The 25995-nt window shown below is 71.9% G+C and carries 23 protein-coding genes; 14 read left to right on the top strand and 9 right to left on the bottom strand.

Annotated elements, in window-relative coordinates:
• Positions 1 to 17: 17 nt before the first annotated feature.
• Positions 18 to 1073 carry a LacI family DNA-binding transcriptional regulator gene (locus tag ACVFYP_RS01590; RefSeq protein WP_499198367.1) on the bottom strand — a complete coding sequence of 352 codons (1056 nt, stop codon included), beginning with the start codon at positions 1071 to 1073 and terminating at the stop codon, positions 18 to 20.
• 116 nt (positions 1074 to 1189) lie between these two features.
• Here ACVFYP_RS01590 and ACVFYP_RS01585 point away from each other — a divergent pair, with 116 nt between their 5' ends.
• The 7 genes from ACVFYP_RS01585 to ACVFYP_RS01555 all read left to right on the top strand — a co-directional run bounded on the left by ACVFYP_RS01585 (position 1190) and on the right by ACVFYP_RS01555 (position 7180).
• On the top strand, positions 1190 to 2233 hold the full coding sequence (locus ACVFYP_RS01585) for a quinone oxidoreductase family protein (RefSeq protein ID WP_499198366.1): 1044 nt from the start codon (positions 1190 to 1192) through the stop codon (positions 2231 to 2233).
• Positions 2234 to 2247: 14 nt separating this feature from the next.
• Positions 2248 to 3096: a dioxygenase family protein gene (locus ACVFYP_RS01580; RefSeq protein WP_499198365.1), complete on the top strand. Its 849-nt coding sequence runs from the start codon at positions 2248 to 2250 to the stop codon at positions 3094 to 3096.
• Positions 3096 to 3404, top strand: coding sequence for a YciI family protein (locus tag ACVFYP_RS01575; protein WP_499198364.1), 309 nt, complete (start codon positions 3096 to 3098; stop codon positions 3402 to 3404). Before ACVFYP_RS01580 ends, ACVFYP_RS01575 begins: the two co-directional genes overlap by 1 nt.
• A 5-nt stretch (positions 3405 to 3409) precedes the next feature.
• A complete protein-coding gene (locus tag ACVFYP_RS01570; protein ID WP_499198363.1) occupies positions 3410 to 4300 on the top strand; it encodes a beta-keto acid cleavage family enzyme in 891 nt (296 codons plus the stop codon).
• On the top strand, positions 4297 to 5043 hold the full coding sequence (locus ACVFYP_RS01565; RefSeq protein ID WP_499198362.1) for an SDR family NAD(P)-dependent oxidoreductase: 747 nt from the start codon (positions 4297 to 4299) through the stop codon (positions 5041 to 5043). Before ACVFYP_RS01570 ends, ACVFYP_RS01565 begins: the two co-directional genes overlap by 4 nt.
• Before the next feature lie 150 nt (positions 5044 to 5193).
• On the top strand, positions 5194 to 6189 hold the full coding sequence (locus ACVFYP_RS01560; protein ID WP_499198361.1) for a tripartite tricarboxylate transporter substrate-binding protein: 996 nt from the start codon (positions 5194 to 5196) through the stop codon (positions 6187 to 6189).
• 34 nt (positions 6190 to 6223) lie between these two features.
• On the top strand, positions 6224 to 7180 hold the full coding sequence (locus ACVFYP_RS01555; protein WP_499198360.1) for an ABC transporter substrate-binding protein: 957 nt from the start codon (positions 6224 to 6226) through the stop codon (positions 7178 to 7180).
• 39 nt (positions 7181 to 7219) lie between these two features.
• Here the strand turns inward: ACVFYP_RS01555 and ACVFYP_RS01550 are convergent, their stop codons facing one another.
• From ACVFYP_RS01550 to ACVFYP_RS01535, 4 genes are all read right to left on the bottom strand, one after another.
• Entirely contained in the window at positions 7220 to 7429 is a 210-nt protein-coding gene (locus ACVFYP_RS01550; protein WP_499198359.1) for a hypothetical protein, read from the bottom strand.
• Between the two features lie 37 nt (positions 7430 to 7466).
• Positions 7467 to 8615: a multidrug effflux MFS transporter gene (locus ACVFYP_RS01545; protein WP_499198358.1), complete on the bottom strand. Its 1149-nt coding sequence runs from the start codon at positions 8613 to 8615 to the stop codon at positions 7467 to 7469.
• A 154-nt stretch (positions 8616 to 8769) separates the two neighbouring features.
• Positions 8770 to 9633 carry a TIGR01459 family HAD-type hydrolase gene (locus ACVFYP_RS01540; protein WP_499198357.1) on the bottom strand — a complete coding sequence of 288 codons (864 nt, stop codon included), beginning with the start codon at positions 9631 to 9633 and terminating at the stop codon, positions 8770 to 8772.
• Entirely contained in the window at positions 9630 to 10697 is a 1068-nt protein-coding gene (locus ACVFYP_RS01535; protein WP_499198356.1) for a quinone-dependent dihydroorotate dehydrogenase, read from the bottom strand. Before ACVFYP_RS01535 ends, ACVFYP_RS01540 begins: the two co-directional genes overlap by 4 nt.
• Before the next feature lie 154 nt (positions 10698 to 10851).
• Between ACVFYP_RS01535 and ACVFYP_RS01530 the strand changes: the two genes are divergently transcribed.
• The 7 genes from ACVFYP_RS01530 to ACVFYP_RS01500 all read left to right on the top strand — a co-directional run bounded on the left by ACVFYP_RS01530 (position 10852) and on the right by ACVFYP_RS01500 (position 19642).
• Entirely contained in the window at positions 10852 to 11715 is an 864-nt protein-coding gene (locus tag ACVFYP_RS01530; RefSeq protein ID WP_499198355.1) for a DMT family transporter, read from the top strand.
• A gap of 212 nt (positions 11716 to 11927) precedes the next feature.
• Positions 11928 to 12014: a K(+)-transporting ATPase subunit F gene (kdpF, locus tag ACVFYP_RS01525; RefSeq protein WP_499199524.1), complete on the top strand. Its 87-nt coding sequence runs from the start codon at positions 11928 to 11930 to the stop codon at positions 12012 to 12014.
• The gene (kdpA, locus tag ACVFYP_RS01520) at positions 12014 to 13699 is read left to right on the top strand and encodes a potassium-transporting ATPase subunit KdpA (protein ID WP_499198354.1); all 1686 of its coding nucleotides are present in this window, start codon (positions 12014 to 12016) and stop codon (positions 13697 to 13699) included. The genes kdpF and kdpA overlap by 1 nt, the downstream gene beginning before the upstream one ends.
• An 11-nt stretch (positions 13700 to 13710) precedes the next feature.
• A complete protein-coding gene (gene kdpB, locus ACVFYP_RS01515) occupies positions 13711 to 15738 on the top strand; it encodes a potassium-transporting ATPase subunit KdpB (protein WP_499198353.1) in 2028 nt (675 codons plus the stop codon).
• A 3-nt stretch (positions 15739 to 15741) separates the two neighbouring features.
• Complete coding sequence (kdpC, locus tag ACVFYP_RS01510; RefSeq protein WP_499198352.1) at positions 15742 to 16269, top strand: potassium-transporting ATPase subunit KdpC; 528 nt, start codon at positions 15742 to 15744, stop codon at positions 16267 to 16269.
• 20 nt (positions 16270 to 16289) lie between these two features.
• Complete coding sequence (locus ACVFYP_RS01505; protein ID WP_499198351.1) at positions 16290 to 18947, top strand: ATP-binding protein; 2658 nt, start codon at positions 16290 to 16292, stop codon at positions 18945 to 18947.
• A complete protein-coding gene (locus ACVFYP_RS01500) occupies positions 18944 to 19642 on the top strand; it encodes a response regulator (protein ID WP_499198350.1) in 699 nt (232 codons plus the stop codon). The genes ACVFYP_RS01505 and ACVFYP_RS01500 overlap by 4 nt, the downstream gene beginning before the upstream one ends.
• A 16-nt stretch (positions 19643 to 19658) precedes the next feature.
• Here ACVFYP_RS01500 and ACVFYP_RS01495 read toward each other — a convergent pair whose 3' ends face one another.
• From ACVFYP_RS01495 to ACVFYP_RS01480, 4 genes are all read right to left on the bottom strand, one after another.
• On the bottom strand, positions 19659 to 21242 hold the full coding sequence (locus tag ACVFYP_RS01495) for a sensor domain-containing diguanylate cyclase (RefSeq protein WP_499198349.1): 1584 nt from the start codon (positions 21240 to 21242) through the stop codon (positions 19659 to 19661).
• Between the two features lie 176 nt (positions 21243 to 21418).
• On the bottom strand, positions 21419 to 22894 hold the full coding sequence (locus ACVFYP_RS01490) for an MFS transporter (protein WP_499198348.1): 1476 nt from the start codon (positions 22892 to 22894) through the stop codon (positions 21419 to 21421).
• On the bottom strand, positions 22891 to 23697 hold the full coding sequence (locus ACVFYP_RS01485; RefSeq protein ID WP_499198347.1) for a TSUP family transporter: 807 nt from the start codon (positions 23695 to 23697) through the stop codon (positions 22891 to 22893). Before ACVFYP_RS01485 ends, ACVFYP_RS01490 begins: the two co-directional genes overlap by 4 nt.
• A 3-nt stretch (positions 23698 to 23700) precedes the next feature.
• Entirely contained in the window at positions 23701 to 25974 is a 2274-nt protein-coding gene (locus tag ACVFYP_RS01480) for a heavy metal translocating P-type ATPase (RefSeq protein WP_499198346.1), read from the bottom strand.
• Between the last annotated feature and the right edge of the window lie 21 nt (positions 25975 to 25995).

Genomic DNA, 25995 nt, shown 5'->3' with positions numbered 1-25995 from the left:
GGGTGCGACCGGCCGTTCTACGCAGCCGGCGGCGGTCGGGTGGAGGCGCGGATCACCAATTCCGGCACCAGCCGGATGTCGCGCCGCGGCAGCGCGGGGTCGGCCATTTCCGCCAACAGGATCTCGGCCGCCTGCCGGCCCATGGCGTCGTGCTGAATGCGCACCGTGGTCAGGCCGGGATGGATGCGGTCGACGAAGGGCATGTCATTGAAGCCGGTGACGGAGATGTCCGCCGCCACGCGCAGCCCCGCCGCCTCCAGCGCGTCATAGACGCCGAGGCAGAGCATGTCGTTCGCCACCGCGACCGCGGTGAAAGGCGTGCCGGCCAGCAGCGCGGCCATCGCCACCTGTCCCGCTTCCCGCGTATAGGCCGCCGCCGGCACCACGCCCGCGGGATCCAGCCCATGATGCCGCAGCCGGTCCAGGAAGCCGGTGCGGCGGTCGGTGGCGGTGGAAACGCCCTCCGGCCCCGCCAGATGGGCGATGCGGCGATGGCCGAGCGCCACCAGGTGGTCCACCGCCAGGCCGATGCCGTGCCGGTCGTCATTGGTGACGGCGGAGGTCGCGGCGCAATCGGCGCCCTGGGGCATGCGCCGGTTGATCAGCACCGCCGGGATGCCGAAGCGGGCGCAGAGCGCGAGCGCCCCGGTGCCGGCCGCCGCCGAGGCCAGCATCAGCCCATCGACCAGATGCGTCGCCATGCGCTCGATCAGCAGCGCCTCCCGCGCCGGGTCGTTGTCCGTGTTCGCGACCAGGGTGGCGTAGCCGCGCGCGGCCATGACGGTTTCCACCGCATGCAGGATCGGCGGGAAGATCGGGTTGATGAGGTCCGGCACCAGGATGCCGATGGTGCGGGATTTCCGCGTGCGCAGCCCGGCGGCGACGGCGGAAGGGCGCCAGCCCAGGCGGTCCGCCACCTCCGTCACGCGCTGGGCCACCGCCTCCGTCACCATACCGCGCGTCGCGGGGTTGAGGGCGCGGGAGACGGTGGAGGCATGGACCCCGGCCTCCCGCGCCACATCGGCGATGGTGGCGCGGCCCGGCGGGGCGGTCTGGATCGGTGGGGGCAGCATCGGCTCGTCTGTAGCGCAAATACGCCCGGCGCGCCCAATGCAATCGATTGCAGATTTTGCTTGACCCCTCCCGGCGCAGGGCTTACCCAACCCACCAACAGAGGAAACGAGCGAGCATGACCGACGCACCCCTCGTCGCGGGAAAGGCGCCCACGACCAGCCTGCCTGCCAGCCCGCCGCCCCACGCCGCCGCCCTGCGCTTCGCGGCCTTTGGCGGGCCGGAGGTGCTGTCCTGCCAGGATGTGGTGCCGACGGCGCCGGAAGCCGGGGAAGCGCTGCTGCGGATCCATGCGGCTTCCGTGAATCCCTCGGACGTCAAGAACGTCGCCGGCCGCATGCGCCAGACCGTGCCGCCGCGCACCCCGGGGCGCGATTTCGCCGGCGTGGTGGTGGATGGGCCGGCGGAGTGGCTCGGCCAGGAGGTCTGGGGCACCGGCGGCGATATCGGCTTCACCCGGGATGGCAGCCACGCCCAGTATCTGCGCCTGCCGGTCGCCGGTCTGGCGCGCAAGCCGGCCAATCTCAGCTTCGAACAGGCCGGCGCGGTGGGGGTGAACTACGTCACCGCCTGGATCGGACTGGACTATGCGCAGCTCAAGGCTGACGAGACGCTGTTGGTGCTCGGCGCCACGGGCGGCGTCGGCGGCGCGGCCTGCGGCATCGGCGCGGCGCGCGGCTGTACGGTGATTGCGGCGGTGCGCGGCGAGGCGCCAGCTGACAGCCCCGCCCGCCATGCCACGGCGCATTTCGTCGATGTGACGCGCGATGACGTGGCCGCGCAGATCGCCGCGCTGACCGGCGGGCGCGGCGTCGACGTGGTCTATGACTGCGTCGGCAAGCCGGCCCTGACCGAGGTGGCGCTGGCCGCCCTGGCCTTCGGCGGCCGCATGATCGTCATCGCCGGCACGCCGGGCGAGCAGGTGAAGTTCGAGCTGATTCCCTTCTACCGGCGCGAATGCAAGCTGCTCGGCGTCGACAGCCTGAAGCGCACCGCCGCCGCCTGCGCCCCGATGATGGAGGCGCTGCGGCCGGGCTTCGAATCCGGCGCCTATCCGGCGCCCGCCATTGCCGAAACCTATGATCTGGCGCGTGGCGCCGAGGCCTATGCTGCCGTCGCCCGCGGCACGCGCGGCCGCGTCGTGCTGACCATGGGCCGCTGAGAGGGAGACGCATCATGCCCGAAGGCCACATCACCTATACCAGCGACAACCTGACCGATGCCGTGCTGGCCCGCATCTCGCCCGAGGCCAGCCCGCGTATCCGCCAGGTGATGACCGCGCTCGTCACCCATGTGCATGACTTCGTGCGCGAGGTCGAGTTGACGCCGGAGGAATGGGAACAGGGCGTCGGCTTCATCACCGAACTCGGCCGCTGGTGTGACGACAAGCGGCAGGAGGTGATCCTGCTGTCCGACATCCTCGGCGTGTCGATGCTGGTGGATGCCATCGCGCATCGCAGCCATGCCAGCGTCAGCGAGACCACCGTGCTCGGCCCATTTCACCGCGAAAACCCGCCGGTGATGGCGAATGGCCAGAACATGTCGCCGGGCGTGGCGGGGGAGCCGCTGGAGGTCGAGGTGCATATCCTCGATGAGGCCGGGCAGCCGCTGGAAGGCGCGCAGGTGGATGTCTGGCACACCTCGCCGGAGGGCTTCTACGACAGCCAACTCGGCGAGGAGCACAATATGCGCGGGCGCTTCGTCACAGGGCCGGATGGGCTGCTGGCCTTCCCGACCGTGATGCCGGCCTCCTACCCCGTGCCGCATGATGGGCCGGTGGGGCGCGTGCTCTCCGCCATGGGGCGCGGGCCGATGCGGCCGACGCATGTGCATTTCTGGATCAAGAAGCCCGGCTACCGGGATCTCATCACCCACATCTTCAAGGATGGCGACCCTTACCTGCATGATGATGCGGTGTTTGGCGTGAAGGCCAGCCTGGTGACCGACTGGGATGCGCCCAAGGCGGCAGGCAAGCCGGCCAAACTCGTCTACGAATTCCGCATTCCAAGGGAGGATGCCGCCTGATGCTGTTCCTGATCCACTGCACCCAGAAGCCGGATGGCCAGTCCATCCGCGACACCTATTACGACGCGCATCGCGCCTATCTGAAGGCGAGCCCCGTCGACATCAAGCTGGCCGGCCCGACGGTTTCGGATGATGGGGAGGCGCGCACCGGCAGCGTCTTCGTCGTCGACGTGCCCGACCGTGCGGCCGCCATCGCCTTTTCCGATGGCGACCCCTTCACCGCCAACGGCCTGTTCGAAAGCCGCACCGTCACCCGCTTCCTCGACATCACCCGCGGCAAGCCCGCCTTCGGTCCGGCGAAAGATTGATCACGATGCGCCGCAAATACATCCTGACCTGCGCCGTCACCGGCAATATCACCACGCCGGAACAGACGCCGCATCTGCCGATCACGCCGGAGCAGATCGCCAATGCCGCGATCGAGGCCGCGAAGGCCGGCGCCGCCGTGGCGCATATCCATGTCCGCGACCCGGAGACGGGCCGGCCGAGCATGGAAATCCCGCTGTACCGGGAGGTGATCGATCGCATCCGTTCCTCCGGCACCGATGTCGTCATCAACCTGACCACCGGCCCCGGCGGGCGCTTCGTCCCCTCGCTCGACAATCCCCGCCAGGCGGCGGCGGGGTCCACGCTGATGTCGCCGGAACAGCGCGTGGCGCATATCGTCGAGCTGAAGCCGGAAATCGCGACGCTGGACCTGAACACCATGTGGTCGGGCAGCGCCGTGGTGATCAACGCGCCCTGGTCGGTGACCAAGATGGCGGAGCTGATCTATTCCGTCGGCACCATCCCGGAACTGGAGGTGTTCGATTCCGGCGATATCGGCCTGGCGAAGAAGTTGATGGCCGATGGCGTGCTGAAGGGCCCCTGCCTGTTCCAGGTCTGCATGGGCATCCGCTACGGCTTCGACTGGGATCCGGCGACGCTGAACTACGCCAAGTCGATCCTGCCTCCTGGCAGCCCCTGGGCGGCGTTCGCCATCGGCCGCATGGAATTCCCGATGCTGGCGCAGGCCTGGCTGCTGGGCGGGCATGTGCGCGTCGGCTTGGAAGACAACATCTACCTCAACAAGGGCGAGCTGGCGGTCAGCAACACCGTCCTCGTCGAACGCGCCGTGCGCATCCTGGCCGAGCTGGGTGCGGAGCCGATGACGGCCGCCGAAGCGCGCGCGGAACTGTCCCAGGTCGGCGGGTGGAGCCGATGAGCGACAAGGGCGTTCTTGTCGTCACCGGTGCCGGTCGCGGCATCGGGGCTGCCATCGCCAAGGCCGCCGCGGCGGATGGCTGGAACGTGGTGGTGAATTACGCCCGCGACGCGGCCTCGGCGGAGGCCACGGTGGCCGCCATCACGCAGGCCGGCGGTCGTGCCCAGGCGGTGCAGGCGGATGTGCAGTCCGAGGCCGGCATCGCGGCGCTGTTCGCCGCCGCCGATGCCATCGGCCCCGTGAAGGGGCTGGTGAACAATGCCGGCGGCAGCGCCCAGGCGCAGATCGCCGACATCAAGGCTGCTGATTACGACCTGATGATGGACGGCAATCTGCGCACCACCGTCTTCTGCTCCTCCGCCGCCGTGCGGCGCATGGCGACGGATCGTGGCGGGTCGGGCGGCGTCATCGTCAATATCGGCTCGCGCGCCTCCGTGCTCGGCGGCCAGCCCGGCCGGGTGATGTATGCGGCGGCGAAGGGCGCGGTGGACGGATTCACCGCAGGTCTCGCCAATGAGGTCGGGAAGCTCGGCATCCGCGTCTGCTGCGTGCGGCCGGGCGTGATCCGCACCGAAAGCCATGAGGCGCGTGCGGGGGCCGACCGGCTGAAGGCCATGACCTCCGCCATCGCGCTGGGGCGGCCGGGGGAGCCGGAGGAGGTGGCGAGCCTTGTCACCTTCCTGCTCTCGCCGGGCGCCGCCTACATGACCGGCACGCTGGTGGATATCGGCGGGGGACGCTGAGGGTTTTCGCGCGACTGGCCTGATCTGAATACGGCCTGCGCAGCCCCCCTCACTCGATAAGGGGGGGGCGATGCAGGATCAAGACTCACCGCAAGCAACCAGGCCGGCAAACCGGCCACCCCAAAAACGTCCAAGGGAGAATTGAAGAAGATGACTATCCAGACCACACGCCGAAGCCTGCTCGGCGCAGCCCTTGCCGCACCGGTCGTCCTCGCCGGCACCGCCCACGCGCAATCCGCCTGGCCCGGCGGCCAGCCCATCACGCTGATCATCCCCTTCGCCCCCGGCGGCCCCACCGATGCGGTCGGTCGCATGCTGGCGGAGGCGATGTCGCGCGACCTCGGCGTGAATGTCGTGGCCCAGAATGTCGGCGGCGCCGGCGGCACCATCGGCGTGAACCGCGTGGCGCAGGCGCGCCCCGATGGCCACACCATCCTGCTGCACAATATCGGCATGGCCACCGCGCCGACGCTGTATCGCCGCCTGCCCTACAACCCGCTGACCGCCTTCGAGATGCTGGGCCTGGTCACCGCCACGCCGATGGTCTGGCTGACGCGCCCCGACTTCCCCGCCGCCAATTTCGGCGAGATGATCCGGCTGATCCGCGAGGGTGGGGAGCGCATCAATCTCGGCAATGCCGGCCTGGGCTCCGCCAGCCAGCTCTGCGGCACGCTGATGCAGGCCAGCCTCGGCACGCGCTTCACCACCGTCTCCTATGCCGGGTCCGGCCCGATCTATCCGGAGCTGATGGCCAACCGCCTCGACATCTATTGCGACCAGACCACCAGCGCGATTCCCTTCATCCAGTCGAACCAGGTCAAGGCGCTGGCGGTGACGACGCCGGAGCCGCTGCCGGCCGTGCCCGGCGTGCCCACCGCCGTGCAGGGCGGCCTGCCGGGCTTCGAGGTGGCGATCTGGCACGGCCTCTATGCGCCGGTCGGAACGCCGAAGCCGGTGCAGGACCGGCTGAACCAGGCGCTGCGCGCGGCGCTGGCCGATGCCCGGGTGGTGGAGCGGATGACCGGCCTCGGCAGCCCGCCGGAGCCCGTCTCGCGCCAGAATGGCGAGGTGCATCGTGCGCATCTGGCCGCCGAGATCGAGCGCTGGCGCCCGGTGCTGCAGGCCGCCGGCCAGTTCGCCGATTGATGCCGCCATGCACCCCATCACACGGAGAACCGCCATGACCGTCGCGGGCGCGCTCGCCGCCGGGGCGGGACAGGCTCAGACCCTGGCGAAGCTCAACGTCGTCGCCTTCGCCGGTGCCTCCAACCTCGCCATCTGGGCCGCCCAGGCCCAGGGCATTTTCGCGCGCCATGGGGTGGAGGTGGCGCTGGAGCTGACGCCGAATTCGCGCGCCATGGCGTCTGACCTGTATTCGCAAAAATACGACCTGGCGCTGACCTCGGTCGACAACATCGTCGCCTACAACGAAGGTCAGGGGGAGGCGCAACTGCCCGGACCCTCCGACTTCACGGCCTTCTTCGGCGTCGATGACGGGATGCTCTCCGTCATGGCCGCGGCGGATGTGCCGGATCTCGCCGGGCTGCGGGGCAAGGTGGTATCGGTGGATGCGATGACCACCGGCTTTGCCTTCGTGCTGCGCGAAGTGCTGGGCCAGGCGGGCATCGCTGATCAGGTGGAATGGGTCGCCGTTGGCGGCGGCGCGCAACGCCTGGCGGCGCTGCTGGAAGGCAAGCAAGCGGCCACCCTGCTGAACACGCCGCTGGACCTGGCGGCGGAAGCGCGTGGCTTCCGGCGGCTGGCGCGGGGCACGGATGTGGTGGGGCGCTACCAGGGCATCGTCGCCGCGGCGCGGCGGGGCACGCTGGCATCGAAGCGGGATGCGCTGGTCGGCTTCACCCGCGCCTTTCGCGACAGCCTGGTCTGGCTCGACGCCAACCGCGCGGAGGCCGCCGCGATCCTGACGGCCCGCGCCAATATGCCGCCGCCGGTCGCGGCGCGCGCCGCCGCGGCGCTGCTGGACGCCGATCGCGGCATTTTCCGGAATCTGCGGATCGACGAGGACGGGTTGCGGACCGTGCTGCGGCTGCGCAGCAAATACGCCCAGCCGACCAAGGAGCTGTCCGACCCGTCGCGCTATATCGACCCGTCGATTCGCGCGGCGGCGCTGGGCTGACAGGGCGGCGTCGGAGGGGTCGGGCGCCCCCGCGCGGGGCTACCGGCCCCGCGCCTTGTTGGTCCCGACATTCTCATTCCACTCCACCGGCAGCCCGTCCCAGCTCGTCATCGGCTTGCCCGGCCACTTCTTCCGCAGGAACACCCGGTACCCGTCCGCGGTCGCTTCCACATAGCCGGACTTGCCATCCGTCAGCCGCAGGTGCTGCGCCAGCGCCTCGGCCTGTTCCTGCATGTAGCTGTCGCCCATCGCCATCTCTCCCTGAATGCCGTTACCGGCGCCCGTCTCAGCCGCCGGAACGCCGCGCGCCCCGCAGCGCCAGCAGGCAGCCCACCCCGGCACCGGCCATGGTGAGCGAGGTGCCGATGCCCGTTCCGAACTCCACCAGCCCCACCACGAAGGTCAGCAGCGCGCCAAAACCCATCTGCAAGGCACCGACCAAAGAGGAGGCGGTGCCGGCCAGCTGCGGCCGGGCGCTCAGCGCCCCGGCGATGGCATTGGGCTGGGTCATGCCATTGCCCACCGCCACCGCCGCCATCGGCACGAAGAACACCAGGATATGCGGCGGAAACGCCACCATGGCGAGGGCGGCGCCGATCGCCCCCAGCGTGGTGATCATCGTCCCCACCCCCAGCATGCGCAGAATGCCGAGCCGCCTGGAAAGCCGCCCCGCCAGCCAGTTGCCGGCGGCGAAGAACACCGAAATGCCCGCGAAGGCCATGGCGAAGGTCACCGGCGAGTAGCCCATGCCCTGCACCACCACATAGGGTGCGCCGCCGAGGAAGGCGAAGAAAATGCCCGTGGCGCAGGCGGTCAGCGCGGTATAGGCGCGGAAGGCCGGCAGCGCCCAAAGGCTGCGATAGGCCCGCAGGATGGCCCCGATTCCCGGCAAAGGCTGTGGCGCCGGCAGCGTTTCCTCCAGCCGCAGCCAGGCCACCAGCGCCAGGGGCAGGCCAAAGCCGAGGCAGGCCCACATGCTGGCGCGCCAGCCGAAACTCTGCTCCAGCAGGCTGCCGAGGATCGGGGCGATCATCGGCGCGATGGTCATGCCCATGGTGACATAGCCGAGCACGCTCGCCGCCTCGTCCCGCGCCCAGACGTCCCGGATCACCGCCCGCACCAGCACCACCCCGGCGCAGGCGCCCACAGCCTGCACCACCCGCGCTACCACCAGCGCCCCAATCCCCCCCGCCAGCGCCGCCGCTAGGCTCGCCAGGGCATAAAGAGCGAGGCCGCCCATCAGCAGCGGTCGCCGCCCGAAACGGTCGGAGAGCGGCCCGTAGATCAATTGCCCGGCACCCACCCCCAGCAGATAGAGCGTGACGGTAAGCTGGACGGTGGAGGTGCTGGCGCCCAGGTCCCGCCCCATGGCGGGCAGGGACGGCACCAGCACCTGCATGGTGAAGGGGCCGATGCCGATGATCGCGACCAGCAACCAGATCGGCGGGCGAGGGAGGGCGGCGCGCGGCGCGGACGCGGCCCCGGTCAGTGCATGAGGTTCCACGATGTGGGAGTTTACGCTCCCCATCCGGGTGGGGGACAGCCCCGCCCCCTGCAACCCGCCCCCGCGCCAGCCGCGCGGGGGCCTTCTACCAGCGCAGCCCGAACAGGGCGGCCACCGGCCGCACGCCCTCCGTCGCCGCCACCTGGGCCAGCACCTCGGGGTCCGGCGTCGCGCCATGGGCATGGGCGGCGAGGCCGGTCAGGGCCCAGACCGCATCGATGCCGGCGGATTGCGCGCCGGCGAGGTCCGTATGCGGGCTGTCGCCGATGGCCACCACGCGGCTGCGATCGCTCAGGCCCAGCAGTTCCAGCACCGGCGGGTAGCAGGCCGGGTCGGGCTTGCCGATCTCGATCGCCGTCGGCCCGCCGAGGCCGACATACATATCCGCCAGGGCGCCGGCACAGATCACCCGCTCATCGCCGACCATCACATGGCGGTCCGGATTGACGCAGAGCATCGGCAATTGCCGCGCCGCGCAGGCGGTCAGGATGGCGCGATAGGGCTCGACATCCGTATTGCCGCGCGCCGGTTCCGGCCCGGTGTTGAGGATGAAATCCGCCTCCTCCGCCGTGGCCACCAGCACCACATCGGTCTCGGCGGGCACCGAAAGGTCACGCTCCGGCCCGATATGCAGCGCCCTGGTGCGGAGCGCCGCGAAATCCGGCCGGTCGCGATGCTTCAGATGCCGCCAGGCCAGCTCGCCGGAGGTCATGGTGCCGTCCCACAAGGCGCGGTCCAGGCCCATGCCGGTCAGCAGCGCATCCACCACGAAGGACCGGCGCGGCGCATTGGACAGGAAGGCGATGCGCTTGCCGCGGGCCTTCAGCCGGCCCAGCGCATCGGCCACGCCCGGATAGGGCTTGCGGCCATCATGCACCACGCCCCAGAGGTCCAGGATGAAGCCGTCATAGCGGTCCGCCAGGGTCGAAACCCCGTCAAGGATCATCATCGCGCATCCACCCCGATGGCCTCGGCCACGTTCTTGAATCCGTCCCGCCGCAGCGCCGCCGCCAATTCCCGCTTGATGCGGGGAATCAGCGCCGGCCCGTCATAGGCAAACGCGGCATAGAGCTGCACCAGCGTGGCCCCGGCGCGAATTTTTTCCAGGGCCTCCGCCCCGTTGGAGACCCCGCCGCAGCCGATCAGCACCAGGTCGCGCCCCGCCGCCAGCCGCGCCACACGGCGCAGCATCTCCGTCGCCGCCGCCCGCAGCGGCGGGCCGGAGAGGCCGCCGGCCTGGGATTTCAGGGCGGAGCGCAGGGGCGCCGGGCGGGCGATGGTGGTGTTGGAGACGATCAGCCCCTGCATCCCCTGCGCCACCGCGGCCTCGACAATCGGCTCCACCGCCGCCGGCGACAGGTCTGGCGCGATCTTGATCAGGACCGGTGGTCGGGGGCCGGTGAGGCCGGCGCGGGTTTCGGCCAGCGCCGCCAGGATATCCCGCAGCATCGCCTCGCCCTGCAGGTCCCGCAGGCCGGGGGTGTTGGGGGAGGAGATGTTCAGCGCGACATAGGCGGCATGCGGGGCCACGGCCGCGTAGAGCGCCGGATAGTCCCGCAGGGGGGCCGCGCCATCCTTGTTGATGGCGATGTTCACGCCCAGCACCGCCGGGCGCACCGCCGGCAGTTGCGCGATCCGCGCCAGGAAGGCGGGCAGCCCGCCATTGTTCATCCCCATGCGGTTGATCACCGCCCGGTCCTCCGCCAGCCGGAACAGGCGCGGCTTGGGATTGCCGAATTGCGGTTTCGGGGTGACGGAGCCGGCCTCCACGAAGCCGAAGCCCAGCCGCATCAGCGGCAGGATGGCCATCGCCGACTTGTCGAAGCCGGCGGCGAGGCCGATCGGGTTGCGGAAGTCGCAACCCAGGGCGCGCGTGGCCAGGATCGGGTCATCCGCGCTGCGATCGGCGCCGGCGAGGCCGAATCGGAGGGCGCGCAGCGCCAGGTCATGGGCGCGTTCGGGGTCCATGCCGCGCATCAGCGGCATCAGGACGGAGGCGAGTTGGGGGGTCATGGCGCGCGGCTTGTGCCCTGTCTCGGCGTTCCTGGGAAGCTTCCCCGCGGCCCAGGGTCGGACCGGCGCCCGCAAGGCTGCCATGCGCGGCCCCTGGCATGGACTTCGCCGCGTGTCGCGGGCCATATCCGGGCCGGAGTCGGGGGAGGATGATGTGCGCGGTCCCGCGCTGATGCTGGCCGGGATCGGCCTGTTCGGGCTGCTGGACGCCAACAGCAAATTGCTGTCCGCGGGGCACGAGGTCTGGCAGGTGCTGCTGGTGCGTTTCGCGACGCTGCTGGTGGCGGTCTTCACCATCCGCGCCCTGGTCCCCGGCTGGGGCGGCACGCTGACCACCCGATTCCCGAGGCTGCACGCCGCGCGGTCCCTGGTGATGCTGGGCAGCGCCATCTGCTTCTTCCAGGCTTTTCGGCTGCTGCCGCTGGCGGAAGGGTATCTGGTGTTCTTCACCTCCCCCTTCCTGGTACTGGCGCTGTCCGCCTGGACCTTGAAGGAGAGGCCACCTGCGGCGGCCTGGGGCTGGTGCGCCGTGGGCTTCGGCGGGGTCGCCATCGGCCTGGCACCGGGCCTGGCTGGCATGGCGGGCGGCGCCCCCGTGCTGGGCTACCTCTACGCCCTCGGCGGCACCTTCTGCTATTCGGCGGTCTTCACCCTCAACCGGCAGTTGCGTGCCGAGCCCGGTATCGCCCGGGTGATGGTCTGGCCGTCCCTGCTCGGCTTCGCGGTGATGTTGCCGCTGGGGCTGAGCCACTGGTCCCCGCCCAGCGCGCTGACCCTGGCGCAGATGGTGGGCAATGGCGTGATCGTCGGCATGGCGACGGTCTGCCTCGCCGAGGCCTTCCGGCACGCCACGGCCAGCCGCCTGGCGCCCTTCGGCTACTCCGGCCTGGTCTGGAGCCTGACCTGGGACTTTGCCTTCTGGGGCCGCGTGCCGCCCTGGGCCATGCTGGCCGGCGCCGCCGTGGTGGTCTTCGCCTGCGTGATGAGCGAGCGCGCGGCCACTCCCCGCAAGCCGTAGGGCCGCCCTCCCCCTTTACGCCGTCTTTACGCGCGCCGCCCGCAATCCGAATGGCCCCCTTGCGCGCCCCCGGCCGATGGTCCCCTCGCCCGGGCGCCCTTCGCCCCGGCAGGGAGCCACCATGCTTGATGTCCTTCTCCTCGCCCTCGGCCTCGGCGCTTTCGCGCTGATGGCGCTCTACGCCCGCGCCTGCGCGCGGGTCTGAGGCCGCCATGCTGGAACTCATCCTCGGCGGCGCCGTCGCGGCCGGCCTGCTCGGCTACCTCCTATGGGCACTGCTGCGCCCGGAGCATCTGTGATGACCCTCATCGGCTGGGCGCAGATCGCCCTTCTGCTCACTTTCGTGCTCGCCACCGCCGTCCCGCTCGGCCGCTACACCGCCGCCGTGGCCGATGGGCGGTTGCGCTTCCTGAACCCCCTCGAATCCGGCCTGTACCGCGCTGCCGGCATCGACCCGGCACAGGGCATGGGCTGGCAGCGCTATGTGCTGGCCATGCTGGCGGTGAACGCGGCGGGGTTCCTGCTGCTTTATGCGCTGCTGCGCGCCCAGGGCTGGCTGCCGCTGAACCCGCAGGGGCTGCCAGGCCTGTCGCCCTGGCTCGCCTTCAACACCGCGGTCAGCTTCGTCACCAATACCAACTGGCAGGCCTATAGCGGTGAGACGGCGATGTCGCATCTCTCGCAGATGGCGGGGCTTGCGGTGCAGAACTTCCTCTCCGCCGCCACCGGCATCGCCCTGGCCCTGGCCTTCACCCGCGCCCTGGCGGCGGGCGGGGTGCGGGAGCTGGGGAATTTCTGGGCGGATCTGGTGCGGATCACGCTGTACCTGTTGCTGCCGCTGGCCCTCCTTCTGGGCCTGCTGCTGGTGGCGCAGGGCGTGCCGCAGACCCTGGCCGGCGCCGCGACGATCGAGGGTGGCCAGGCCATTCCGCTGGGTCCGGCCGCCTTCCAGGTCGCCATCAAGCAGCTCGGCACCAATGGCGGCGGCTTCTTCGGCGTCAATTCGGCCCATCCGCTGGAAAATCCGAACGCGCTCAGCAATCTGCTGCAACTCTGGGCCATCCTGGTCATCCCCTTCGCTCTGACCCTGACCTTCGGGCGGATGGTGGGCGACATGCGCCAGGGCTGGGCGCTGTTCGCGGCGATGATGCTGTTCGTCGTCGTCGGCACCGCCCTGACCTATGCCGCCGAGGCCGCGGGCAACCCGCTGCATATCGCCGCCGGGCTGAACCCGGCCGATGGCAATATGGAAGGCAAGGAAGTGCGGCACGGCATCGCCATGTCGGCGCTCTGGGCCGTGGCGACCACCGGCGCGTCCAATGGCAGCGTGAATGCCATGCATGACAGCTTCACCCCGCTCGGCGGGCTGGTGCCGCTGTTCCTGATCCAGCTCGGGGAAGTGCTGCCTGGCGGCGTCGGTTCCGGCCTCTATGGCATGCTGGTCTTCGTGCTGCTCGCGGTCTTCGTCGCCGGGCTGATGGTGGGGCGCACGCCGGAATACCTCGGCAAGAAGGTCCAGGCGCCGGAAGTGAAGCTCGCCATGCTGGCGGTGCTGGTGGTGCCGATCGCCATATTGGGCTTCACTGCGGTCGCCGCCGTGCTGCCCGTGGCGCTGGCCAGCGTGCAGGATGCGGGGCCGCATGGCCTGTCCGAGTTGCTCTACGCCTATTCCTCCGCCGCGGGGAACAACGGCTCGGCCTTCGGCGGGCTCACCGCCGACACGCCCTATCTAAACACCACGCTCGGCATCGCCATGCTGCTCGGCCGCTACGCCATCATCGTGCCGGTGATGGCCATTGCCGGCAGCCTGGCCGGCAAGCCGCGCGCACCCTCCTCCGCCGGCAGCTTCCCGACCCATGGGCCGCTGTTCGTCGGCCTGCTCTGCGGCGTCATCCTGATCCTGGGCGGGCTGCAATTCCTGCCCTCCCTCTTCCTCGGGCCGATCGCGGAGCATGTCGCGCTGACCGCCGGCCAGACCTTCTGAGGCATCCTGACATGACCATGATCGCCGCTGTTCCGGGCCGGCCGCTGCTGGCCCGCGCCTTGCGGGATGCGCTGCGCAAGCTCAGCCCCGCGCATCTGATCCGCAACCCCGTCATCTTCGTGACCGAGGTGGTCTCCATCCTGGTCACGCTGCTGGCGATCCTCGCCGCTTTCCGCGGCGACCCCTGGGCCTTCCAGGCCGGCATCGCCGCCTGGCTCTGGCTGACCGTGCTGTTCGCGACCTTCGCCGAGGCGATCGCGGAGGGCCGTGGCCGGGCGCGCGCCGAAAGCCTGCGCCGTGCCCGTGGCGAGGCACGCGCCAAGCTGCTGCTGCGCGCCGACGATCGCAGCCTGTGGCAGCCCCGCGCGGCGGCCGAGCTGCGCGAAGGTGAGATCGTCCTGGTCGAAGCCGGCGACATCATCCCCGCCGATGGCGAGGTGATCGAGGGCATCGCCAGCGTGAACGAGGCGGCGGTGACCGGTGAAAGCGCGCCGGTCATCCGCGAATCCGGCGGCGACCGCAGCGCCGTCACCGGCGGCACCACCCTGGTGTCCGACTGGCTGGTGGTGCGCGTCACGGCGGCGCCGGGCAACAGCTTCATGGACCGCATGATCGCGCTGGTCGAAGGCGCCTCGCGACAGAAGACGCCGAACGAGATCGCGCTCGACATCCTGCTGGCCGGGATGACGCTGGTCTTCCTGGTCGCGGTGGCGACCATCGTCGGCCTGGCCAGCTTCAACGGCACCTCCCCTTCCGTGGCGGTGCTCGCGGCGCTGCTGGTCACGCTGATCCCGACCACCATCGGCGGGCTGCTCTCCGCCATCGGCATCGCCGGCATGGACCGGCTGGTGCGCTTCAACGTGGTCGCCACCTCCGGCCGCGCGGTGGAAGCGGCGGGCGACGTGGATGTGCTGCTGCTGGACAAGACCGGCACCATCACGCTCGGCAACCGCCAGGCCACAGGCTTCATCCCGGCCCCCGGCGTGACGGTGGAGGAGGTGGCGGAGGCCGCCCTTCTGGCCTCGCTGGCGGATCAGACGCCGGAGGGGCGGTCCATCCTTGTCCTGGCGCGGGACCGCCACGGGCTGGCAGCGGAATTGCCCGCCAATGCCACGGTGATCCCCTTCACCGCGCAGACCCGCATCTCGGGCCTCGACTTTCCGGGCCGCGGCCGGTTCCGCAAGGGCGCCGTGGACAGCCTGGCCCGCGAGCTTGGCGCCGAGCCGCCACCGGCGCTGCGCGAGGCGGTGGAGCGCATCGCCCGCGCCGGCGGCACGCCGCTGACCGTGGCGAAGGATGGCCGCCTGCTCGGCGCGATCGAGTTGAAGGACATCATCAAGCCCGGCATGCGGGATCGCTTCGACGCGCTGCGCCGGATGGGCATCCGCACCGTCATGGTCACCGGCGACAACCGCCTGACCGCTGCCGCCATCGCCGCCGAGGCCGGGGTGGACGACTTCCTGGCCGAGGCGACGCCCGAGGACAAGCTCGGCTATATCCGCCGCGCCCAGGCGGAGGGCCGACTGGTTGCCATGGCGGGCGACGGCACCAACGACGCGCCGGCACTGGCCCAGGCCGATGTCGGGCTGGCCATGCAGACCGGCACCCAGGCGGCGCGCGAGGCCGGCAACATGGTCGATCTCGACAGCGATCCGACGAAGCTGATCGAGGTGGTGGAGATCGGCAAGCAGCTGCTCATCACCCGCGGCGCGCTGACCACCTTTTCCATCGCCAATGACGTGGCCAAGTACTTCGCGATTTTGCCCGCCATCTTCGTCGCGCAGTATCCGGGGCTGGCGGCGCTGAACGTGATGGGGCTCACAAGCCCCGAAAGCGCCATCCTGTCGGCCGTCATCTTCAACGCGCTGATCATCGTGGCGCTGGTGCCGCTGGCGCTGCGCGGCGTGGGCCGCGCGGGGCTGGGGGCGGCGGCGCTGCTGCGGCGGAACCTGCTGGTCTACGGGCTGGGGGGGCTGGTGGTGCCCTTCCTCGGCATCAAGGCCATCGACCTGTGTCTCACCTTGCTGGGGATCGTCTGAACCATGTTGACCCTGCTGCGTCCCGCCCTGGTGATGCTGGGCGGATTCACCCTGCTGCTCGGCCTGATCGTGCCGCTCGGCTTCACCGGCCTCGCGCAGGCGCTGTTCCCGCGTGAGGCCAATGGCAGCCTGATCGTCGAGGATGGCCGGGTGGTCGGCTCCGACCTCATCGCCCGGCCGATGGAAGGGCCGGAATGGTTCCAGCCCCGCCCCTCCGGCAGCGACAGCGGTGCGGCGCCGAGCAATCTCGGCCCCACCAGCGCCGCCCTTCTGGCCACGCTGCGCGCCCGCGCCGATGGCCAGCGTGACGTGCCGGCGGATGCGGTGACGGCCTCGGGCTCCGGCCTCGACCCGCATATCAGCCCGGCCAATGCCGCGCGCCAAGCGGCGCGCGTCGCCGCGGCGCGGGGCCTGCCGCTGGCCACGGTCCAGGCGCTGGTGGAGCGCCACAGCGAGGGGCGTAGCCTGGCTGTGCTGGGCGAGCCGCGCGTGAATGTGCTGCGCCTCAACCTCGCCTTGGGCGCGCTTTGAGGCCGGGCTAGACAGGCACCATGCCCAGCCCCCGCGACCCCGACCGCCCGGACCCCGACGCGCTGCTGGCGCTGGCGGCGCGGGAGGGGCGCGGGCGGCTGAAGGTGTTTTTGGGCGCCGCGCCCGGCGTGGGCAAGACGCACGAGATGCTGGCCGAGGCGCGCCGCCGCCTGGCCGGCGGCGCCGATATCCTGGCCGGCATCATCGAGACCCATGGCCGGGCGGAGACCATCGCCCAGATCGGCGACCTGCCCCTGCTGCCCCGCGCCCGCCTGGCGCATCGTGGCCAGGTGCTGGAGGAATTCGACCTCGACGCCGCCTTGGCCCGCCGGCCGGAAATCCTGCTGCTGGACGAGTTGGCCCACAGCAACGCCCCCGGCAGCCGCCACCCCAAGCGCTGGCAGGATGTGGAGGAACTGCGCGACGCCGGCATCGAGGTCTGGACCACGATGAACGTGCAGCATCTGGAAAGCCTCTCCGACCAGGTGGCGCGCATCGTCGGCATCCGCGTGGCGGAGACGGTGCCCGATGCCATGCTGGCCGGCGCCGATGCGGTGGAGCTGATCGACATCCCCCCCGCCGAGCTGCTGGAGCGGATGCGCCAGGGCAAGATCTACCGTCCCGAACAGGCGGCGCGCGCCCTGCGCGGCTTTTTCCGGGAGGGCAATCTGGCGGCGCTGCGCGAAATGGCGCTGCGCCGCACCGCCGATCGCGTGGATGCGGACGTCACCGGCTATATGCGCGCCAATGCCATCGCCGGCCCCTGGCCCGCGGGCGACCGCGTGCTGGCCCTGGTCGGCACCGATGCCTCGGCCGAGACGGTGGTGCGCCAGGGCCGGCGCATCGCCGATGCGCTGCACGCGCCGCTGGTGGTGCTGCATGTCGAACGCCCCGGCGCGGTCGAGGACACCGACCCCGCCCCCGCGCTGCGCCTGGCGGAGGAGCTCGGCGCGGAGGTGGAGACGGTGGTGGCGGGCGACCTGCCGCGCGCGATCCTGGCCCAGGCCCGGGCGCGCAACGCCTCCCACATCGTCATCGGGCGCGGCCAGCCCGGCATCTGGCGGCGCTGGCTGGGGGGAACGCTTTCGGCCACGCTGGCGCGCCGCGCCACCGACTTCACGCTGCATATCGTGCCGGGGCCCGTCGGCCGGGCACGCGCCGCCCCGGCGGACCCGGCGGTGCCACCGCCCTGGCTGGGGTGGCTCGCGGTGCCGGTCACCGTCGCTCTGGTCGTGGCGCTGGGCCACGCCGCGGAAGGCCTGCTGCCCGAGCGGACGTTGGGCATGGTGTTCCTCGCCGTGGTGGTGGCGCTGGCGGCGGCGCTCGGTCCCTGGCAGGCGGCGGCGGGGGCGGCACTGGGCTTTCTCAGCTGGAACTTCTTCTTCCTGGAACCGCGCTACACCCTCGACCTGCGGGACGGGGCCGATATCGTGGGCCTCGGCATCTTCGCCGCTGTGGCGCTGCTGCTGGCGGGCACCACCGGCCGCCTGGGCAGCTCGGTGCGGACGGCGCGGGCGCGGATGCTGGCCCTGCGCCGCCTGGTGGAGTTCAGCCGCCGCCTCGGCGAGCCGGGCGGCCTTCCCGAATTGCTGCCCGCCGTGGCGGAGGAGGCCGCGCGGGTGGCCGGCACCGCCAGCGCCGTCGTCATGCCGCTGGAACCGCTGCTGCCCGATGGCACCCCCGAGCCCGTGCTGCGGGCGGCCATTCCGGTGACGATGGAGCTTGATGAGACCGCCATGGCAGCAGCGCGCTGGTCACTCGCCCAGGGGCGCCGGGCGGGCCATGACACCGACACCCTGCCCCGCGCCGCCTGGCAGTTCCGGCCGATGCGCACCGCGCGCGGCGTGGTGGGGCTGGTGGCCGTGAAGCTCGATGACCGGCGTGAGCCGATGACCGGCGAAACCGACCGGGCCCTGACCGCGCTGCTGGATCAGGCCGCCGTCGCGATCGAGCGCGCGCAGCTGATGGAGCGCGAGGCGCGCGGCGCCGCCCGCGCCGAGACCGAACAGCTGCGCACGGCCCTGCTGACCTCGCTCAGCCACGATCTCCGCACCCCGCTGACCTCCATCCGTGGCGCGCTCGGCACCCTGCGCGCCTCCGGCGAGAGCCTGCCTGCGGAAACCCGCGCCGACCTGCTGCTGGCCGCGGAGGAGGAGACGGCGCGGCTGTCGCGCTACCTGGCCAATATCCTCGATATGGTACGGATCGAACATGGCCAGGTGGAACCGCGGCGGGAGCCGGTGAACATCCCGGAGGCACTGGAGGTCGCCGTCGACCGCGCCCGGCGCGCCTCGGGGCGGGAGATCGGCGTCACGCTGGGCGACCGCCTGACCGAACCCCGGCTGGACCCGGCGCTGCTGGACCAGATCCTGGGCAATCTTCTGGACAATGCCCTGAAATTCTCGGAAGGCGCGGTCCATCTCCGCGCGTGGCGGGAGGGGCATGAGGTGGCGATCGCGGTGGAGGATGATGGGGCGGGCATCGCGGAGGAGGATCTGCACCGGATCTTCGACCCCTTCTTCCGGGTGACCCGCGCCGACCGCACCGCCGCCGGCACCGGCCTCGGCCTTGCCATCTGCCGTGGGCTGGCCAAGGCGATGGGCGGGCGGATCGCCGCTGAAAGCCCGATCAACCCGGCGGGTGGCGGCACCCGCATCACGCTGCGCTTTCCCGCATGACCGGCGGCGAAGTGGCGCGGGTTCTCGTGGTGGATGACGAGCCGCAGATCCATCGCTTCCTGAAGCCGGCGCTGGAGGCCGCGGGCCTGGCGGCGCTGCGCGCCGACACGGCCGCCGAGGCGCTGCGCCTGGTGGCGACGCAGGCGCCCGATCTGGTCCTGCTCGACCTCGGCCTGCCCGACATGGATGGGCAGGCGCTGCTGGTCCGGCTGCGCGGATTCAGCGCGGTGCCGGTCATCATCGTCTCGGCGCGGGAGCGGGAGGCAGAGAAGGTGCAGGCGCTCGATGCGGGTGCCGATGACTATGTGGAGAAGCCCTTCGCCCTGGCGGAGCTGCTGGCGCGCATCCGGGCCGCGCTGCGGCGCAGGGCGGCGCCGGGCGCGGCGACGGAGGCGGTTCGCCGCTTCGGCCCGCTGGAGGTGGATTTTCCGCAGCGCACCGCCCGGCTGGACGGGCAGGACCCGCTGCGCCTGACCCCGCGCGAATGGGATCTGCTGGCGGCACTGGTCCGGGCGGGGGATGGCCGGGTGGTGACGCAGCGGCATCTTCTGGCGACCGTCTGGGGTCCGGCGCATGTGGAGGATACGCAGTATCTGCGAGTCTATATCGCGCAGCTCCGCCAGAAGCTGGGTTCCGCCGCCTCGCTGATCCGCACGGAGCCTGGCGTGGGCTACCGCTTCGGCGAGGCGCGCTGAGGGGACGCCTGCGCCGTCAGCGGGACAGGTTGCTGGCGCGCATTTCCTTCGGCACTTCGATCACCATCCGCACCTCCACCCGGTTGCGGCCCTTGGTCTTTGCCAGGAACACCGCGGCATCGGCGCGCCGCAGCATCTCCTCCGCCGAAGCATCGCCGGGCAGCAGGCCGGTGACGCCGAGGCTCGCCGTCATCCGCGCCGGCACCTCGTCACCCTCGAAGGCAAAGCTGTGGCGTGCCACGGCGGCGCGCAGCCCCTCGGCCAGCGCCGCCGCCTCCGCCGTGCCGGCGCCGGGCAGGGCGATGGCGAAGACCTCGCCGCCGATGCGGCCGATGATCGCGTTCCAGCCTTCCAGCTGCGCGGTGCAGAGCCCGGCCAAGGCGCGCAGCGCGGCGTCGCCCGCGGCATGGCCGCGCATGTCGTTCAGCGGGCGGAAGTGGTCCAGGTCGAGCAGCACCAGCCCGAGCGGGCTGCCCTGGCCGCGGCAGGTGGCGAAGGCCTCCTGCATCCGGCGCAGGAAATGGCCGCGATTGCCGATGCCGGTCAGGTCGTCGGTCTCGGCCCTTTGGCGCAGCTCCGCGGTGCGGTCGGCGACTTCCGCCAGCAGCCGGACGTTGCTTTCGGCCAGCAGCGCCTCCGCCTCCCGCCGCTCGCTCAGCAGCGCCATCAAGGCGAGCGCGTTGGTGGCCATCAGCACGATCATCATGCCGACGGCGCGCAGCGGGTTCGGCACGACATCCGGCTGGAACGGGCCGAGCCCGGCCAGGGTGCCCACCGTCGCCACCACGCTGATCAGCGTCAGCAGCGCATAGGCGGCGCGCAGCGAAATGCGCAGCGTCACCCAGGTGACGGGGATGGTCAGCAGCGCCACCGCCTCCGGCTGCACCAGCGCCGCCATCGGCCGCGGCAGGGCGAAGACCAGCGAGGCGACGCCGGCGGTGGCCGCCAGCACCAGCGCATCGCCGCGCGCGATCCGCTGGCCGGGGAAGGATGGCGTGCGCTCCACCCCCAGCCACAGCATCACCAGCGGCGCGAAGAAGAACACGCCCCCCGCCTCGCACAGCGCCCAGCGGGAGAAGGTGGAATAGGCCGCCTCCAGCGGCACGGTGCCGGTGACCAGCAACGCGGCGGTGCCACCGAGCCCCGCGAGCAGCGCCTGCAGCGCGACGCTGCCGGCAACGAAACCCAGCACGCCGCGCAAGCGGGTGAACAGCCCGGTCGGCGGGCGCATGGCGCGTGTCAGCAGCGCGCCCGCCAGCGGGCCGAGGCTGTTGGAGAGGGAGATCAGCGAGGCCGAAACCAGCCCGGCATCGAGCAGCAGCCAGTTGACGGCGAAGGAGCCCAGGAAAAGCCCTGGCACGAGGCGCGCGCCACCGGTCATGCAGGCCACGGCGGCGATGCCGGCGGGCAGCCAGATCGGCGCCGGAAACAGGCCATACCGCGCGAAGAACAAGCCGACCGCCGCGCCAAGCCCGGCATAGAGCAGGGCCGCCAGAAGGTTGCCGGCCAATAACCGCAGCGGCGACCGCAGCAGCGCCTGGCCGGGCCAAGCGGAAGGCGCGGCGACCTGCGCGAAGCCGGCCGACGAAGGATGGTGCATCGGCGCGAAAGGCCTCATTCGAGACAGGATCGGCTGGAAGCCATTGCGGGCCGATTCGCTGCGAGGTGGAAAGCCGGTTGACGACCCGCGATTGACACATCCCATCCTGCCATTGCCGCCCCTTGGCGGCAACGTCAGGTTGGTCGGAATCCGTGACCGACGACCTGGACTTGCAATCAGTTCCGTCTCTGCAATGCCAGCCTGCGGCCGAACAGGGCGACGGCCAGCACCGGCAAGGCCAGCCCGAGCAGCGTCACCGCGATCACCAGGGCCGGCAGCGCCGCGTAATCGCCGCGCCCCACGACGAACACCGCGTTCAGCCCGCGCGACAGGATCGCGCCCGCCTGCAAGGCGAGGTTCATCAGGGAAGCCATCAGCGCGAACCAGGTGGCACGCCGGCCTTCCGGCGCATGCATGGCGATCAGCGTCAGCATCGGAATCATCGCCAACTGCGCCAGCGGCGCGGAGAAGGCGGTGTCGATCAGCCCGATGGTCCGCGCGCCGAAGCCGAGATTTGCGGCGGTCCATTCATGCAGGCCAAACAACATGCCGATGCTGGGCAGCATGAAGGCGGCGTTCAGCACCGCCAGCCACAGGAACACCGGACCCAGCGGCCAGCGCACGATCCGCCCGCCCAGCAGCAGCGCGCCCGCGATGGTCAGCCCGGTGCCCAACTGCGCCAGGGTGCCGAAGAAGCCCTGGGAATAGCCCAGCACGTCGATCTGCCACCATTGCAGCGCCGGGCCCGGCAGAGGCGCGGCGCGGAAGGCGAAGATGATCAGGCCGGCGGCGGCCATGGCGCGCTTCGTCGCCGCCGGCACCTCCGCCACTGTCATCCGCAGCAGCGCCAGCAGCACGCCGAGCGTCAGCAGGAAGCCGACCTCCTCGGCGAAGGGCGGCTGGAAAACGCCCAGCGCCGCCATCGCCGCGCCGAAGCCGAGCCCGCCCCACAGGATGCGGCCATCCCGCGTGCCCGGCGCCTCCCCGCTCTCGCGCAGCATCGCCGCGGCGATCAGGGAGGGCAGCGGCAGCAGCGCCGCGAGCAGGAAGATGGTCGAAGCCGGCAGGATCTGCGCCAGCCAACCGCCGGCGCCAGCCACGGCGAAGGCGCCGCCCATCACCGCGACGCGGCCCAGCACCTGCACATCGCCGAGCTCGGCTTGCACATCCGCCTCCGGCCGCGGCGTGCCATCAGGGTGGGTGCGGTCCACCACCTCCGTCGTCATCGCATCCGCCACGCTGTCCTGCACCACCAGCCCGAGCACCGCGGCGAGCGAGGCGGCGACATAGGCGGCCTCCGCCGGCACCGGCGCGGTCAGCCCGGCAGCAGCGGCGGCCAGGATCAGATTGGCGGCCACCTGCAGCGCCGCGCCGATCAGCACATAGGCGCGGCGGCGGGAGCCGAGGATGGGCACCGTATCGACCAGATGGCCGATCACCATCTTCAGCGTCCAAGGCACCGTCAGCCAGGCCGCCAGCGCCAGCAGCGCGGCCGGCGACAGGCCCAGATGGTCGCGCACCCAAAAAGTCTCGGCGATCGCCGCGAAGCCGCTGGCGCCGGCGACCAGATAGATCAGCAGCGGCGGCGCGGTGCGCCGGTTCAGCATGGCGAGGGGTGCCAGCAGCGGCCGGCGCGGCGCCTCCCCGCTCATCGCAGCAGCACCCGCAGGGCGATGGCCGAGAGGCTGAGGGCGAAGAGCCGCCGCAGCACCACCTCCGGCAGCTTTCCGGCGCAGCGGGCGGCGATGGGGGCGGCCAGCATGGCCGGCACGGAGAGCAATGCCGCCGCGCCCAGTGCCACCTGGCCGACCGCATCCGGCGTGGCGGCCCGGGGCGCCAAAGCGAAGACCAGCGTGGCCGGTGCCGAGACGGCCAGGTTGAACACCGCCCCTGCCCCGGCGGCACGCCGCAGCGCCACGCCGAACAGGCCGAGCACCGGCCCGCTGAGCGTGCCCGCGCCAATGCCGAGCGCCGCCGCCAGCCCGCCCAGCAGCAGCGGCGGCAGATGGCCGGCGGGCGGCGGGGGCGGCAGCGGTGCCAGCACCCAGCCGCCCCCCACCCCCATGCGCAGCGCCAGCAACACCAGGATCAACGCGAACAGCGAAACGGAGAGTGCCGGCGGCAGCCAGGGGGCCAGGGCAAGGCCGATCACGCCGCCCGCCAGGATCGCCGGTGTCCAGCCGCGCAGGATCGAAAGCTCCAGCGTGCCGGCCCGGGCATGGCCCCAGGCCGCCGGCAGCGCGGCCAGCGCCACCACCAGATGGGCCGTGCCGATGGACAGCGGCAGCGCCGCCTGGGGCGCCAGACCGTCGGCGCCAAAAACCTCCAGCAGCACCGGCACCGCCACCACGCCGCCACCGATGCCAAGCATCCCGCCCATGGCACCGATCACCACCCCGGCCAGAGCCAGGATCAGCGCATTCACGGGGTCATAAGCCGCCAGCCAGGAGATCACCCGCTAGCTGTCGCGCGAAGCGGCCGGCGCGTCCAGCCCCGCCAGCACCTCCTCCTCCATCGCCAGATGCAGCCGCAGCAGCGCCTCCAGCGCGAACAGGGTGCGGCGCAGCTCGGCCTCCCCCGCCGCCACGCCAGCCGTCGCGGCGTGGCGCAGCAGGGCGGCGAGGCGTTCGGCCAGGGATTCGATCTCGGCATGCATGCGGATCAGCGGCCCCATCGGGTCCTGGCCGCCGAGCAGCCGCGCCGCCGCCGGGTACAGCGCCTGTTCCTCCGCCCGCTGATGCGGAATCAGCTCCGCCCGCAGCCGCGCCTCCAGCGCCGCCAGCACCGGCAGGTCGGGGGAGTCCGCCGCCTCGCCCAGCGCCTCCGCCAGTTGCAGCAGCCCCGCATGTTCGCCGTGCCGCGCCGCCAGCCCCGCCGCTTCCGGCAACGCGGCCGGCGCCGCATCCTCCCGCCCCGGGCGCAGGGCGGTCAGGGCATAGAGAATGGCGGCGACGTCGATCGCCTCCTGCACCAGGGCACCGGCCAAAGGCGGCAGCAGCCCGGCGGCGGCGAAGCCCATGGCGATGACGGACAGCCCCATGCCGAGCCAGATCGCCCGCAGCGCGATGGCGCGCGACCGGCGGGCGATCGCCACCGCCTCCGCCACCCGGTCGACGCGGTCCACCAGCAGCACCACGTCGCCGGCCTCCGCCGCCGCCGCCGTGCCGGTGGCGCCCATGGCGATGCCGACATCGGCGGCGGCGAGCGACGGCGCGTCATTCACCCCATCCCCCACCATGGCGGTCGGCGCGGCGAGGACCTCGGCGCGGATCGCCGCGAGCTTCTGGTCCGGCGACTGCTCCGCCAGCACCGCATCCAGGCGCAGAACCCGGCCGATGGGCGCTACCGCGGCCTCACGGTCGCCGCTGAGCAGCACGATGCGGCGGATGCCCAGCTCGCGCAGCCGGCGCACGGCGCGGGGCGCATCCTGGCGCAGCCCATCGGCCATAACGAAGGCGGCCGCCATCCGTCCCTCCACAGCCAGCCAGGCGACGGAGCCGGCGGCGGCGCCGACCTCCGCGGTCAGGCCGAAGCCGGGATTGGCGGCGATGCCCTGGTCGTCCAGGAAGCCCTCCGATCCCAGGAGCAGCGCCTGGCCCTCGACGGTGCCCGTCAATCCGCCACCCGCCACCTCCGCCACCTGCTCCGGCACCGGCAGCACCAGGCCCCGGGCCTGGGCAGCGGCGACCAGGGCGGCGGAGACGGGGTGGGTGGAGCCTTGGGCCAGCGCGGCCGCCAGCCGCAAGGCCGGCTCCCGGCCCAGCGCCGGATCGGCATCCATGGCGGCCAGGCGCGGATGGCCGGGCGTCAGCGTGCCGGTCTTGTCGAAGACCACCGTGCGCAGCCGCGCCAGCCGTTCCAGCGCGCCGCCACCCTTCACCACGATGCCGCGCCGCGCCGCCCGGCCGATGCCGGCCATCAGCGCCACCGGTGCCGCCAGGATCAGCGGGCAAGGTGTCGCTACCACCAGCACCGCGACGGCCCGCAGCGGATCGCCGGAGAGCATCCAGGCGCCGCCGGCCAGCAGCGCCGTGGCGGCGGTGAAGCCCAGCGCCCAGCGATCCGCCAGCCGGGCCAGCGGCGCCCGCGCCTCTGCCGCCTGCCGCGTCAGGCGGATGATGGCGGCATAGGTGCTGGCCTCGGCGGATTGCCCGGCCCGCATGCGGAAGGCGCCGCCGGCATTCACCGCACCGCTGCGCAGCGGCGCGCCGGCGGCCAGGGCGACCGGCAACGCCTCCCCGGTCAGGGCGCTTTCGTCGAGGGTCGCGGCCGCATCCTCCAACCGGCCATCGGCGGGAATCTGCGCGCCGGGGCGGATCAGCAGGCGGTCGCCGGGGCGGATATCGGCCACCGGCACCTCCTCCGCCACGTGGCCTTGCAGGCGCAGGGCAAGGCGCGGGGCGCGGGCCATCAGGCTGGTCAGCGCATCCCGCGCGCGGCCCTGGGCCCAGCCCTCCAGCGCCTCCCCGCCCGCCACCATCACGGCGATGACGGCGGCGGCGGCCATTTCGCCCACCGCGAGGGTGCCCAGGATGGCGGCCAGCGCCACCACATCCACACCCAGCCGCCCGCCGGCCAGCGCCCGCAGCAGGCTGAGGGCGACATGCAGCGCCACCGGTAGCGCCGCGGCGGCGAAGACCCAGCCGGCCGCCTCGGGCATTCCGGCGAGGCGCAGCACGAGGCCGGCCGAAAGCCCGCCCAGGACGCAGAACAGCAGAAGATGTCGGCGCATGGGCTGGCTTTCCCGGTCAGG

The sequence above is a fragment of the Roseomonas sp. F4 genome, from assembly GCF_053891155.1.
The sequence above is the reverse complement of the archived record's forward strand: the minus strand, read 5'-3'. Positions and strand labels throughout refer to the sequence as shown.

Excerpts from the sequence above, each read along its gene's own strand:
- ACVFYP_RS01550 (WP_499198359.1), bottom strand. The coding sequence starts at position 7,429 with ATGGGCGACAGCTACATGCAGGAACAGGCCGAGGCGCTGGCGCAGCAC.
- ACVFYP_RS01570 (WP_499198363.1), top strand. The coding sequence starts at position 3,410 with ATGCGCCGCAAATACATCCTGACCTGCGCCGTCACCGGCAATATCACC.
- kdpB (WP_499198353.1), top strand. The coding sequence starts at position 13,711 with ATGACCATGATCGCCGCTGTTCCGGGCCGGCCGCTGCTGGCCCGCGCC.
- ACVFYP_RS01480 (WP_499198346.1), bottom strand. The coding sequence starts at position 25,974 with ATGCGCCGACATCTTCTGCTGTTCTGCGTCCTGGGCGGGCTTTCGGCC.
- ACVFYP_RS01540 (WP_499198357.1), bottom strand. The coding sequence starts at position 9,633 with ATGATGATCCTTGACGGGGTTTCGACCCTGGCGGACCGCTATGACGGC.
- ACVFYP_RS01585 (WP_499198366.1), top strand. The coding sequence starts at position 1,190 with ATGACCGACGCACCCCTCGTCGCGGGAAAGGCGCCCACGACCAGCCTG.
- kdpF (WP_499199524.1), top strand. The coding sequence starts at position 11,928 with ATGCTGGAACTCATCCTCGGCGGCGCCGTCGCGGCCGGCCTGCTCGGC.
- ACVFYP_RS01560 (WP_499198361.1), top strand. The coding sequence starts at position 5,194 with ATGACTATCCAGACCACACGCCGAAGCCTGCTCGGCGCAGCCCTTGCC.
- ACVFYP_RS01535 (WP_499198356.1), bottom strand. The coding sequence starts at position 10,697 with ATGACCCCCCAACTCGCCTCCGTCCTGATGCCGCTGATGCGCGGCATG.
- ACVFYP_RS01590 (WP_499198367.1), bottom strand. The coding sequence starts at position 1,073 with ATGCTGCCCCCACCGATCCAGACCGCCCCGCCGGGCCGCGCCACCATC.
- kdpC (WP_499198352.1), top strand. The coding sequence starts at position 15,742 with ATGTTGACCCTGCTGCGTCCCGCCCTGGTGATGCTGGGCGGATTCACC.
- ACVFYP_RS01495 (WP_499198349.1), bottom strand. The coding sequence starts at position 21,242 with ATGCACCATCCTTCGTCGGCCGGCTTCGCGCAGGTCGCCGCGCCTTCC.
- ACVFYP_RS01565 (WP_499198362.1), top strand. The coding sequence starts at position 4,297 with ATGAGCGACAAGGGCGTTCTTGTCGTCACCGGTGCCGGTCGCGGCATC.
- ACVFYP_RS01575 (WP_499198364.1), top strand. The coding sequence starts at position 3,096 with ATGCTGTTCCTGATCCACTGCACCCAGAAGCCGGATGGCCAGTCCATC.
- ACVFYP_RS01505 (WP_499198351.1), top strand. The coding sequence starts at position 16,290 with ATGCCCAGCCCCCGCGACCCCGACCGCCCGGACCCCGACGCGCTGCTG.
- ACVFYP_RS01490 (WP_499198348.1), bottom strand. The coding sequence starts at position 22,894 with ATGAGCGGGGAGGCGCCGCGCCGGCCGCTGCTGGCACCCCTCGCCATG.
- ACVFYP_RS01555 (WP_499198360.1), top strand. The coding sequence starts at position 6,224 with ATGACCGTCGCGGGCGCGCTCGCCGCCGGGGCGGGACAGGCTCAGACC.
- ACVFYP_RS01580 (WP_499198365.1), top strand. The coding sequence starts at position 2,248 with ATGCCCGAAGGCCACATCACCTATACCAGCGACAACCTGACCGATGCC.
- ACVFYP_RS01500 (WP_499198350.1), top strand. The coding sequence starts at position 18,944 with ATGACCGGCGGCGAAGTGGCGCGGGTTCTCGTGGTGGATGACGAGCCG.
- kdpA (WP_499198354.1), top strand. The coding sequence starts at position 12,014 with ATGACCCTCATCGGCTGGGCGCAGATCGCCCTTCTGCTCACTTTCGTG.